Below are 12,425 nucleotides of genomic sequence, written 5' to 3' on the forward strand. Positions count from 1 at the left end.
ATTAAATCTCCTTAATGTACGTAACTGATGATGGGGCATAACCAAGGCAAGAATACATTGCTAGCGTTCTATCGGTATTCACGCCGGAAGAGACCCCTAATTCGATATGTGTTGCGCCTTTTGATTTCGCCCATGCCTCGTATTTTTTAATCAATCGTAGCGCAGTAGTTCCCCCCGATTTAACAAAAAAGGCTATATCATTAGCGATTAAATTGTTACCTGCGGGTGGGGTTGATAAACTAGCTATCAAAAGACCTGTTATATTTTCGTTTTTTTCATCGATTAATATTGTTGATCTAGCGCTAGTAATAAGCATTTTTAAGGATAGCAACGCGCTTTCATCATCCCATGTATATACCTGTTGGTGGTTTATCGCAGTTGCATATAATTCTTTGCTAACTTCGAAAACCTTCGGTAAATCAAATAATGTCGCTTCTTTAATCATCCGGAAGTTACCACATAAGAAACCGCTAGCAAATGAAACGGTAGCGGTTGATCTTGTTCAATAGTTATGTTGATTTCGTTAATATCCCAACCGATAGAGCTAAGTTGCACCGAGGATTCCAATTCAGGAGGGGCTGTATCTAACAGGTCCTTACCAAATTTACGAGAGGTGATTACTTGCCCACTTTCTGGGCCGTAAAGATATACTGACGCCCCCCGAGTATTATGAAATCTAAAAGTTACGTCACTTAGTGTTAATCGGGAGCCTACAATTGTCCCTGCGTTGATCGGGAAATCTTGAAATAAAAGTTCTAAAGTAGTTTTATAATTAAGCCCAACTTCAATAGATACCGCATCACGATTTAAGTTTATTGTACCGTTAACCACCCTTTGGTTAGGCATAACTACACCATCAGCAACAACAGAAACAGTATGGCCCTCAAGATGATTAAAACCGTGCCAAATGTTTGAACCGTTAGCGTCATAACCTGACATCGCGCAATCTGTGTTTAGCTCTGGATCAAAAATTTCTATAGTTATAGTTTTTTGTCCGTTGATGATCCGCCGGACCGCGGTATAAACAACATCCTTTGTTTTATCTGGTAAGCAACATGCATAGAGGTATTGCCCCTCAGTTTCAAAAGCCCCCCAACCAGCAATCTCTTGTTCTGAATTGTACGTCAGTGCGGCGATCGTGCCGTCGTTGCACACAACATAAATCATAGAATTAGGGTCTTGTTGGTAGGTAATCGCTTTGATGCCACTTGTCAGTAAATGTCGCGAAATTTCTGATAACGTCATCCACTCGACATCAGTGCCATAATAACCACCGTTAGATACCGCTTTTAATTGTTTACCTGCTCGCTGAACAAACAACATTGAAGCATCAACATTTATCGGGCGGACATGCGAGCAACCAAAAGCGGATTGTAACCGGATATTAATATTGTTTGGTTTAATGCCGTTCTCGTACCCACCAGTAATTGAAAATTCATTACCTGCAGTAAGCGCAAGCAATACCTGATCTTGCGCTAAATGTATAATCTTATTACCGTGATTATCATCAATACCGACAGAAAGTGCATCATCATCGCTACTATCTGCCGTATCAAAATTGTAAGGGTTGCCTGTTGCTGACATCCAAATTTTCCGCGGAAATTTTTTAGATGAGGCAAAGATTAATCGTTGTTGATGTATATAGGTAGCGGAGGGGTACCCATGTTCAGCACTCCACCCCGGATGTAAAATCGTCCATGAATTTGGAATAGCAGTAATCGTTGAAGATAATGCGTAAACTATTTTCCCTGTAGCCGTGCAATATTTACCATCTTTAGCATCGCTTATGTTGGTAATTTTAAGCACACCACTATTAACCGATATGCGGGCGCCTATATCAGAATTGGTAAAACCATAATGTTTAGCTGTGCATGTGTCATCATTGAAACTTGTAACCGTTACCGATTTATCCACTTCCTTATCTGTTGTGGCGAATTTTAGATAGGCATAGGGTGTTGGTACGGTTTCTTCGAATGGCACAGGATCAAAAACAGCCGCTTTCAACGTCCAATTATCATCACCATAACGTTTTAATTCCATAACAGGATGGTCACCATGCACTAAAAACATGGTATCTTGACGCTGAGTATACTTAATATCTTTTAAATCCGATTCTTTGTAGTGTGTAGGCACTTCGTAAATATGCCCATTTCGGTCCCTTATCACATGGCCATTAATATAAAAACGCATATAATACTCGCCAAGTTCAAGCATGTAGGATTGATCTACGCTAAATACAAATTTAATCAGAATTAAATCTTTATCGCTATATTTTGCGTTGTTAATGAACAAAGAACCGTTACGACGAATTGCTCCACCAAACGGCGATATAGCGGCATTAACAGATTTTTTTAACCCGTTTTGATGTTTGGCTGTATCTGTTCTGCCTCTCATCTCTGGCGATATTTCACCAGCAGAAAAGCTTGTTTGAACAACTCTAACTTGCGCAGGCATATTAATACCTCGCTTGCAATAATGGGTTGCCTTTGAAACGTTGCGAAGGGGTCTCCATCGCATTATTAGCTTTAGCAATCATCAGTTTATATTGTGCTTTTTGTTCTAAGGTTTGCCTTAATGTATCTGATTTGGCAATTGGATAAGCAATTTGTGATGCCAGCTCATATTTTACCGCATTAACAAAATCAGGAGGCCAAGTACCTACATCATTATTGCGGAACACATAGCATATATCTAATGCAGAAACATTAGCTAAAATCTTGCCACCTTCTAACTTAAAATCTCGCCCTGCATATAAACTATCTATACTTAGCAAGCGTAACATGTCGGGTGGCTTATTAAATTCATACTTATAACCGTAAGGAGGAGTGCTAACCAAAGGCGATAACTTAACGCGCTTAGTTGCGAAACTCCATGGATGCGCACGTAACAGATCGTCTTGTACGTCATCAAAAAGGTTTATCGTTAACCTTGCTGGTGTGGTGCTATCGTTACTATCTGATATTGGAGCGGCGCCCACTAATAGGGATGCACCTGAACAAATACTAATTTTAGATGACATCGCCGCCCCCTTCTCAAATTACACTGCTAGTTGAATTTCTACGACTTTTTGTTCGTTAGCGCGACCCGCCGCCATTGAAGCATCGACATAGATTTGTGTCGTGTTGTTCTTATCACGACGTTTACCGATATCAACTTCATAGTTAGAACCTTGACCGTAGTGCACCGCAGTACCTGTGTACATAGCTACACGCTTATATGAGCCATCGGCGCTAAGTAATAATTTGTTGTAAGGAATCCAGTTAATCCCACACCAATTAACAACTTGACCTTCCTGCAGCATTCTAACGCTCAAATAATCAGCACTAGTTAACGTAGTGTCACTTAGAATCTTAGTTAACATCGACGGATCGTAAGTAATATAAAGTGTTTCACCGTTTTGCTCGTCGCACTCGTTTGCACGGAAAATACTTTTAGCCGCGATAACTCTATCTTTAAGACTAGCGCTACCGCCCGCAGTAATAATCTGTGAATTAGGTAAGACAACATCGGTTACAGTGCCGTTGTATTCATTGACACGAGGGATTGAGCCGAGTAATGCGTTATATATGATTTCATCAGCTTTACGATGATATGCTGAAAGGCAATTGTTCATATAATCACTTTGAACACTCGCTAACAATCTATGCTCGTCCCCACGAGGAATTGGCACCGCTATATCAAAGTCTCGTAATGTTACACGACGCACACCAGCATCAGGTAAATCCCATTGCGTATCGCCAAAGCGTGTACGTTCTCGCATTTCAAGGCTACCCATATCATTAATTGTGAATGTGTTACCTTTAATTTGCCCTCTATTGTGTACCGTTTTTGCTAAACGAGATTCTTTTTGTTGGCAAAGAATTTCAAACGTATCATGGAATTGTTCTACAAATGCCGCTGTAATTTTATTTTGATTAGTTGTAAAAGACATTATTATATATCCTAAAAAATACACCGAAAAAAGAGTTATCGCGTTAGCGGCTCTAAAACTTAACGCGGTCGGCTAAGCGCTAAGTGCTTTTCTTCGTGGAGTGTCCAACCGCCGTTGGGTCCAGTTTTTTAGGAATGTATCACCGGTAGCGGTGCGTTTTCGCACCGATTTAGTAATGTTCTTTATCACCGTATACTTTTTTGTAGTATTGGTCTACCTGATTAATTGCTTTTGTATGATCTGGATGTTTCGGATCTAGATAAGCCGGAGATTGCATTATCGATCGTATGGTCTCCTGAGATTCTGATGGTTGTACATCCCGAGCTGGGGAGTCCTCTTTCATCAACGCACCTACATTGGCCAATAACCGTACAACAATAGGATTGTTGCCGATGATATCGATTAAACCTTTATCCTCGTCTGATGCAAAGCGATTAAATGCTCTTTGCGCATTTTGGATGCCTTTGTTCATCTCCGAGGGGGTAACCCATGTTTTCGCTAAAGCTTCTTGACATAAGGTCATGTCGTACTCATCTCGACGATTTACTAGTGTCTGGACTACAGTAGCATAACGTTCAGCAATCAAGTTGATCTGCTCATTAGTAAATCCGGCTTTGTGAGCATCTTGTGCAAACGCTTTAAAGTCCGCATCGTTCTGTACTAATTCTGGGGTGATACTTTCAGGTAATCCAAGTTCTTGAGCATTGAAATCGATTTTATAACCATCAGGCGAATCAGGGACAACACCACCGGTTTCCCCCATCTTTTTAGCTAAATGGTTGTAACCATCGGCAAGTTTACGGCTTGACGCTTCAGTATCAATTGTTCCATCTTCTTTTTTCACTATAAATTTTTCAGGGAAAGGTAGCTCCCCCTCTGGTGTTTCACTACTGCTTGACAGTAAAGATGCTTCCGGGGTTTTATTTTCTTCCCCTTGTGTGCTATTACTTGAAATAGCGACAACATCAGCCAACGATGTTTGCACGCTATCCGCGGCGGGCATACCCCCAGCATCACCACCGTTAACATCAATATTTTGTAATACGTAACCTTCAAACATTATTCAACCTCTGTGTTATGTTTTGCAATATTCAATTGCATTAAAATATATTTAATTACGGACGCTTGCCCCAAGTTGTATGCGGTTTGCCTTCCCCCGTCATCGTTCGCGACAAATTCACCGTTGGCATGACTGAACCGTCGGAGTAAATCATCGAGAATAATACCGCCCGGGGAATGGGGTAACCCAAATAGCTTTTCGTAATCAAAACAAATATTATTTTTTTTATCTTTCATTTGCTTGCGCCTTCGCTTGTTCTGATGCCGCTACCATATTTAACTGGTCTTGCATTGCTTGCTGTTTCTGAGCTTCCATTTCTTTTGCCCGTTCCTCTCGAATTTTTTTAACTTCTTGCGGTTTGCGTAGAATGCTGGTAACACTTTGTTTTTCCGCCAGTTGTGTTACAACTTCGTCGATATCAACATTATCAACCACATTAGGCGATATCTGCATTACCCCGCCGATTTGACCAATAAATCTCTCAATCGATACTATTTCTGACTCACGTTGTGCTTGCGCCAAAGGCGATAGATATTTAACCGTATACGCTCTATTTGATAGCGTTTGCGGCAGTTCGAACCAGCCGTTACGGAACGCTATACCGAAACAGCGTAAAACTAACACTTGTAACCATTCAGAGTTCAGCCTACCAAACACAGGACCGAGTAACTGACGTAAATACTGTAATCTGATATGAAATTCTGTAGCAGTACGAACACCGCTATCGACCGGCGGGAGTTGATCCGCCATCATCACTGCACGTATTTCGTTTTGCAGTCTATCTTCTTGTGAAAATGTAACATTGAAATTACTAGCAGATCCAAGAGGTCTAATGCTATCCGTTGTCGATGCTACGGTGATCATCTCGCCCGGTCCTATCGTCAACATGCTAGGATTAATTACACCATCGTCTTGAACTGTATACATCCCCGCCGCGGCGATACCTAAACCTAATTTTTCTAAACGCTTTAACTCGTTTAATTCTTTGATAGCAGGCAATGCATCGTAAACCAGCCCAACGCCGTACGCACTACCTTTTTGTTTTTGCCAACGAGGAAAACAGACCGGGAATTCGTGGTACCCACTATTACGAATAATCTTCTTGCTATCTACATCGATGTGATAGCTCAAAAACGGTAACGCATTGTTAAACGGAGAACCCGGAATATAGTCAGTACGCGGCGCGATATAATGTATAAATTTGTAGATAGTGTTCGGTCGCTTTTGGGCATCTGTTTTGATTTTGTCACTAACATCGTTACCAAACTCGCGTACCGCTTGTTCTGCGGTCATCGAATAACAATGATAAACAGTATCGATAACTGCGTCGCGACGTGTTGACGCGACAAATACATCCGCTAGATTCCATTGTTCAAAACTGTAACCGGTGCCGTCCTCGTTATCTGTAATGTATGTTGCAGATTGCCCCGCGATTACATTGTCAGTCATACTCTCGACGGCTTCGCTGTCGTAATTAGACGCATGTATCTTCTCAAATATAATATCCGAGGCTTTTTTTAATGCGTCTGTTTCATCCGGCTCTACGTCATCAATAACAAGCTCAAACCATTTAGCATTTGCCGGTGTCATTCCCCCAACTATGATAGATGCGATATCTCGCACACTGCGGGTACCCTCTGTTGTTAGAAGTTCCGCTACATCATCTTTGGCTTGATCAGCAGTAAATACATTACCCGACAGTCCGGAAGCGCGGAGCGGCGACGTGTATTTATAACACTCTTTCCACACGTCTTCGAGCGATGCGCGTTCACCACGCATCTTATCCGCCCTTTCGATGATTTTATGAGCTATTCGATTATCAGACATTTATTATTCGCCCAACAGTTTTTTAGCAGACTGTGCAACAGCCCCCGAACTTGAATCCATGCTAGTTGCCCCAGTACTTAAAACACTACGATTTTTTTTACGCGCTAGCGCTGCATTTGTAATCTTTTGTTTATTATCAACTTCTTCTTGCGCTGTATCTTGTGCTGGTGTGGTGTTGTTGACGATTTTTAAAGGTGCTTTTCCGCCCCCAAAAATACCTCCAAGTACCTTACCAAACATTTTACCGATTCCGCCTCCGCTCATTATTTATCCCCTTTTTGTGCGTTGACAACATAACCATTTTTTGTGAGTTTGATATGCTCACCCGTGATTATGTTACTCTGTGCTTTAGTGATATTAACGGCTGACAAATCCGTCTTGACAACTGTAGCGGCTTTAATTTGCGCCTGAGCTTTGATTGTGTCCAACGCTTTTTGTGCTTCTTCGAGCGTTGAATTAATTAACGTTTTCGCATCGAGTAACGCATCTAATTTAATCTGCGCCTGATCCTTTTCATCTTGTGATGCTGTATCGTCAGCAATTATTGATTTGTTTAGCTCGATAGCATCATCGATATTTTTCGCTCGATTTTCGATGTCTTCTAGATTTTTCTGCGCTGTGGTTTGTTCGTCAGTCGGTGCGCCAGGAATTTGAATATTTTTTTTATTTGCCATTGTGTTGCCTTAATCTTAATGTAGGTGGGTTAGTCGCGGGTTGATTAGTTTTTTTACGCCAGAGCGCGATCAGCGCCTCGCCCGTGTGATAGCGCGGCTCAGATTCGCACGTACGTAAACGAACAATCGACGATTTATGAACTCCGACTTTACGCGCGATAACGTTAATTGAAACAGCACGATCGCTATTCAATATGTCGTTAATTAATTGTGTCCAATCGATGCGCCTAATCATAACCCTGCTTGTTATTTGAAATTTGCAGGTCGGTTATATCATATGTAGATGTTCATAATCCCGATCGTTTGTTGATTGAAGTTTTCAGCAGGAATTTAATTAAAATAAATTATGATTATAAATTAATTAGATATAGTTAAATTATTCTAGAAATACCGCAAAAATACCGCATTTGTAGATTAAAAAGTGATCAATCGGAATTTAAAGAGTTGACATGGTGAGTAGGAACACCTACAATGTACAACATCAACATGGAGTTGATAAGGTAAACCCCAACCTAGGCTGGGGCAAACAAGGAGAGAATAAGATGCGGTATATCTTAATTCTCTTGGTGTTAGTAATATTGCTGGTGTCTTTACCAATTTATTAACATCAATCGAAGGTGGGGGTGCAACCCCACCGACGACCTTAAATATAACAATTTAGCGATTTAAAATCAAGGTGATTTATGGCGTTAACACGTGCTGAAATTAACGAACGCAGTAATCAAAAAAGAGGAATTAAATCTAAATCTTTCAAGCTTCACGTTGACGATATAGAGCTAATACAATCTACAGCAAAAAAGCTTAATATTTCTCAAACCAAACTGATTACGGAAGCCGTTAAGCTTTTTATAAAACAAGCCCTGTAATCTGAGCTTTTTTATCACTAAACGCGCGCACGCGCGCGAGAAGAAAGATAAAAACAGGGCTGAATTATATGGAAATTATGTTTTTTTCAATAGATAAAGCACAAAATGTCAAAAAATAGTAGTTGACAATAGTTCGAATATATTATTTAATATATTTAACTTAACGCCGAATAGGCATGTTTATTATCACTTACTTTACTTCTGTTTAAGGAGAACAAAATGTCAAATCAATCTATCCGCGTCGAAAAGAAAGTCATCACTTTAAACAATAAAAAAGGGAATCTTGTAACAACATATTGCCTTAAGCAAAATGCTTTAGGTGGTTTTGATTGGCACAGACAGTCTGTCAATTTTGAAAAATCTGATGATGATTTAATAATTGAAAAACAATATGCTATCAAGTCAAAAGAGGCTGTAAGACTAAATGGTGTGTTTAGCACAATATTTGAAGTTTTCGAGCTTAATGGTGACAGATGGGTGAAAGTTGGAACATCTAGCGTTAAGAGCAAGGGTGTAGCTCGAGATGCTACTTGCTTGAAAGTGTGGTTAAATCATGGATACTAATTTTATATTTAATAGATTTTTACAGTTGACTGGTTTGTGTAAAAAGCCTGATGTGGTAATTCGTATTTTTGAACTTGGTAATGTTTATCACGTTAATAAAAACCAAATAAACAGGTGGTCTAAAATTAATGCAGATAAACCAAACAGGCAAATAATGCCTGATCAGGTTTTTAGTGCGTTTGTGCGCGGTTTGCTTAGCTATATTCGTATTCAACAAGCTAATGACATTAAAGTTTTCGACTTTGAGCAAGAATTTATTAATGATGTTATAGCTATTTTCTTTGATTATAGAAAAGAAATGTCAGAAATTGGGAAAGAAATTTTTAATTTTGATTGAAATTTGATTTAATTAAAGCTATGCTATACCCACCACTGAATAAGTGGTTTAGAAATATGAAATTACTATATATTAATTACCGCTGAATAAGCGGTTTAGAACCGTGAAATTACTATATATTAATTACCGCTGGATAAGCGGTTACCACCGCGGCATTTAGGGGGTTAACCCATAAATGCCGTTGCTTTTTGCACCTCTCTGTTTAAATTTTCTCTGTAAGAAGAAAAAAATAATTACTTTACGCTTTCCCACATCTGCATCAACTTAACCCCTTTTTCATAACTGGGTGATGACCCATTTTTCCACATTACAACCGTCGATACACTAACGTCTAGCCGTCTAGCTATCTCCCTGCCGGAGACTCCCGCTTTTTTTAAATCACTAATAATCTTAAACCAATCTATTTTTTGCATCTTTCATCCTCGGCTTGCAAAATTTTGCAAGTTAGATATTTATAAGGTGATCACTTTTTAAAGTGTAACCGTGCTGAAAAGCACGTAATAAAAGGCATCACTGTGTGATCGTTTTCTCCCCGGTTACACTAGTTACATACCGTTTCCTATATATGCTTTGAAGCCCCCTATATAGTCATTTCTGGGCATACACTTAATACATAAGTGTAACTAGTGTAACTAGTGTAACTATTCATATAGCAGAAGGGGAAAAAGGTTACGCTTCTCTTTTTTTAAGCGTAACGGTTACACTAGTATGAAAGCCCTTAACGCCTTCCCTTCAGCTTTAACAACAGTCTTTTTATATCCCAAACTTTGCAAAGTTTTACTGATCCGTAGCTCCTCACGACGACCTACATTTTTCGGGTCCAGCCCTATTGCCCATCGCAGAACGTCCCCTGAACGCAAATACTTTTTATCAATTGGCTTTTCCCCTGTTGTGATATCAGGCTCGTTTAGCCATCTGCTAACCGTTTCTTGCCAAGCATCTTTAATCATATATTGATCGTGCTCTCTTGCCGCCAACTGTTCAGCCACACTGAACTGAATACCGCTATCAGAAAACAGCTTTTTAGCTTCCGCCCACAACTGCTCACGATTTTGTCTAATGCCCTCTACATTAACGTTACTAACACGGACAGGTAGAAAACGACGATTGCCGGTATCATCTGATAAAAATTCGTCTTGATTTGTTGTACCAACGAAAACTAAACGCCGTGGAAACTGAGTCGCAAACTCTCTATACTTAGGTATCCAGTTTTCATGTGTACGAGTGATAAAAGCCTTTATACTCTCTAACTCTTTGGTATGTAATCCTCTCAATTCCCCTATTTCACCGACCAGACGACCTCGCATTTTTCTTGCCAAATCATCATCCTTTTCTGCAAATGACACCTCGCAAAAATAATCCGGACTCGGAGACAATGCAGCCACCCCTGTTGATTTACCGCAACCTTGGTCGCCAACTAAAATTGGTACCATGTCCGCTTTTATCCCCGGCTTGAGAACGCGACCGGCTAGCGCTGTCCACAGATATAACGAAACAGCCTCCGTGTATTCTGACGATTCTGCGTTAAAATAATCAGATAAAAATGTCTTAATACGTGGCACGCCATCCCACTCTAATCGTGATAACCATTCTGTTGCCGAATCAAAAGGGTTTTCGTCAGCGACTAATAAAACAATATCTCGTATTAACTCCCTTCCGATCTGTTTAAAGCCTCCTTTTTCAAGGCCAATTCGTAATCGAGAGTAATCAGCATCGGTAAATGTTTGCCATTGGTCGCTACCCAACGGGGTAAACATAATTTCATCGCGGAACTGATCAAACTTAATATTAATTTGGCAAATATCCGGACGCTGAACAGCAAGATAAACATTGTTAATAGTTGATTCTATCTTGCCGTTTTTATCTCGTTTGAAAGCCGGTAGCGGTTTTTCGCCCTCCGGCACGGGGATAACATCGAAATCCCGCGAGCGATAACCGATAGCATTTAAAAAATCGCCGTCATCTCTATTCATACAATGTGCGTGTAGACATCTAAAATGCCCCAGATCAAACCCGCCGGTACCAGCAGGAAAATACGCAGTTGCGGTTTCGTTGGACTCTGTTGTGTGGGTATCAGAAAACGGGCATTCGATATAACGTTCCCCCGCATCACCAATACGTAATACATTCCAGTTTTCATCTAAATATTGTGTAATATCGTCTTCTGCAATACCTTGATTTTGGGTGATATCTCTATTTTTATTTACTCGAGAACTAATAATTTTACCGTCGAGAACATGGGCTATTGTTTGCCATATATGGTTAAACTGTTCCGATGCCAACGTAGGTATATTCCATGGCTGCCCCCCTTCCCATTGATAGCGTTCGCCACTTGGATGGGTACCAGCCGCAATAAATTGTTGCCCGTTCGCTAAAAACTCAATGATATTATTCTCGTCGATTTTAATAATCTGTTTAGTAAAATCGCCGGGCATTTTAAACATGACTAAAAACTTACTGCTATTAGCTCGAAATCGACAGCATAATGGCGCCCCTGCGACCGTTTCAATGTAACCTCTTAACGCAGATTTCACATAATCAGCTATAGCGGGGTCGGATACGTCAACATCAATCGCGCGTACATTGCGTGTCTGTATACAAATTCCATAATCGCTATTTTTAGACCAAGTTTCTATTTGTTTTGGGATTGTGATGTGGTTAGTCCAACTTGGAAAACCAACAACTTTACCCTCCCGGTTATAACGCGACGGCGTTTTACCAAGAGATTTTAATGTGCTGCTGCTCGATATATCCGCTTCGGGATTTGATACCACCGGTAGCAGATCTTCGGTCAATCCAAGCGCTAAATCAAAATGTAACCAGTCATCTGGTGATGCTCCATATATTTTCATATTAAATATTCTCGTCATCAAACTTGTTAACGGTATCTAAAAACGACTGCAGAGCCTCTACGGTTTGCCACCTCGGATTACATGTTGGATCGTTTAACAGCCTACTGATTGTTGGTTGTGGTACCTTGGTATGTATGGATATTTCATGCTGTGTAAACCCCAAGGCTAAAATCTCTTTTAATAATGTTTGTGGATGTTTCACAATTGTCACCAATTCGTTAATGAATAGAAAATAATACTGTAATGCATTTTTAAAGGTTTTACAATATTCATAAATGAATTAAATTTGTAATCACCGCAAATAGACAATAATC

Annotated in this window: 14 protein-coding genes; 3 read left to right on the forward strand and 11 right to left on the reverse strand. The window is 40.1% G+C overall.

The window, feature by feature from the left end; all coding sequences use genetic code 11:
- Nucleotide 1: 1 nt before the first annotated feature.
- From J3U23_RS05410 to J3U23_RS05450, 9 genes are all read right to left on the reverse strand, one after another.
- On the reverse strand, nt 2-445 hold the full coding sequence (locus J3U23_RS05410; RefSeq protein WP_267338714.1) for a hypothetical protein: 444 nt from the start codon (nt 443-445) through the stop codon (nt 2-4).
- On the reverse strand, nt 442-2,454 hold the full coding sequence (locus tag J3U23_RS05415) for a hypothetical protein (protein WP_267338715.1): 2,013 nt from the start codon (nt 2,452-2,454) through the stop codon (nt 442-444). The genes J3U23_RS05410 and J3U23_RS05415 overlap by 4 nt, the downstream gene beginning before the upstream one ends.
- Nucleotide 2,455: 1 nt before the next feature.
- On the reverse strand, nt 2,456-3,019 hold the full coding sequence (locus tag J3U23_RS05420) for a hypothetical protein (RefSeq protein WP_267338716.1): 564 nt from the start codon (nt 3,017-3,019) through the stop codon (nt 2,456-2,458).
- An 18-nt stretch (nt 3,020-3,037) separates the two neighbouring features.
- Nucleotides 3,038-3,931: a phage capsid protein gene (locus J3U23_RS05425; RefSeq protein ID WP_065734006.1), complete on the reverse strand. Its 894-nt coding sequence runs from the start codon at nt 3,929-3,931 to the stop codon at nt 3,038-3,040.
- A 169-nt stretch (nt 3,932-4,100) separates the two neighbouring features.
- Complete coding sequence (locus J3U23_RS05430; protein ID WP_267338717.1) at nt 4,101-4,934, reverse strand: hypothetical protein; 834 nt, start codon at nt 4,932-4,934, stop codon at nt 4,101-4,103.
- A 56-nt stretch (nt 4,935-4,990) separates the two neighbouring features.
- Nucleotides 4,991-5,227: a hypothetical protein gene (locus tag J3U23_RS05435; RefSeq protein ID WP_267338719.1), complete on the reverse strand. Its 237-nt coding sequence runs from the start codon at nt 5,225-5,227 to the stop codon at nt 4,991-4,993.
- Complete coding sequence (locus tag J3U23_RS05440) at nt 5,217-6,818, reverse strand: portal protein (protein WP_267338721.1); 1,602 nt, start codon at nt 6,816-6,818, stop codon at nt 5,217-5,219. Before J3U23_RS05440 ends, J3U23_RS05435 begins: the two co-directional genes overlap by 11 nt.
- Before the next feature lie 3 nt (nt 6,819-6,821).
- Nucleotides 6,822-7,082 (reverse strand): hypothetical protein, encoded by a 261-nt coding sequence (locus J3U23_RS05445; protein WP_065734002.1) that lies wholly within the window; start codon nt 7,080-7,082, stop codon nt 6,822-6,824.
- Entirely contained in the window at nt 7,082-7,492 is a 411-nt protein-coding gene (locus J3U23_RS05450) for a hypothetical protein (RefSeq protein WP_267338723.1), read from the reverse strand. The genes J3U23_RS05445 and J3U23_RS05450 overlap by 1 nt, the downstream gene beginning before the upstream one ends.
- A gap of 683 nt (nt 7,493-8,175) precedes the next feature.
- Here J3U23_RS05450 and J3U23_RS05455 point away from each other — a divergent pair.
- The 3 genes from J3U23_RS05455 to J3U23_RS05465 all read left to right on the forward strand — a co-directional run bounded on the left by J3U23_RS05455 (nt 8,176) and on the right by J3U23_RS05465 (nt 9,259).
- Nucleotides 8,176-8,358: a hypothetical protein gene (locus tag J3U23_RS05455; protein WP_267338724.1), complete on the forward strand. Its 183-nt coding sequence runs from the start codon at nt 8,176-8,178 to the stop codon at nt 8,356-8,358.
- Between the two features lie 219 nt (nt 8,359-8,577).
- The gene (locus J3U23_RS05460; protein WP_267338725.1) at nt 8,578-8,922 is read left to right on the forward strand and encodes a hypothetical protein; all 345 of its coding nucleotides are present in this window, start codon (nt 8,578-8,580) and stop codon (nt 8,920-8,922) included.
- Complete coding sequence (locus tag J3U23_RS05465; RefSeq protein WP_267338726.1) at nt 8,912-9,259, forward strand: hypothetical protein; 348 nt, start codon at nt 8,912-8,914, stop codon at nt 9,257-9,259. The genes J3U23_RS05460 and J3U23_RS05465 overlap by 11 nt, the downstream gene beginning before the upstream one ends.
- A gap of 233 nt (nt 9,260-9,492) precedes the next feature.
- Here J3U23_RS05465 and J3U23_RS05470 read toward each other — a convergent pair whose 3' ends face one another.
- Together J3U23_RS05470 and J3U23_RS05475 are read right to left on the reverse strand one after the other, a co-directional pair.
- Nucleotides 9,493-9,672: a helix-turn-helix domain-containing protein gene (locus tag J3U23_RS05470; RefSeq protein ID WP_267338727.1), complete on the reverse strand. Its 180-nt coding sequence runs from the start codon at nt 9,670-9,672 to the stop codon at nt 9,493-9,495.
- A 285-nt stretch (nt 9,673-9,957) separates the two neighbouring features.
- Entirely contained in the window at nt 9,958-12,111 is a 2,154-nt protein-coding gene (locus J3U23_RS05475; RefSeq protein ID WP_267338729.1) for a VapE domain-containing protein, read from the reverse strand.
- Between the last annotated feature and the right edge of the window lie 314 nt (nt 12,112-12,425).

The organism is Gilliamella sp. B3367 (genome assembly GCF_026536825.1).
Taxonomy (GTDB): Bacteria; Pseudomonadota; Gammaproteobacteria; order Enterobacterales; family Orbaceae; genus Gilliamella; species Gilliamella apicola_E.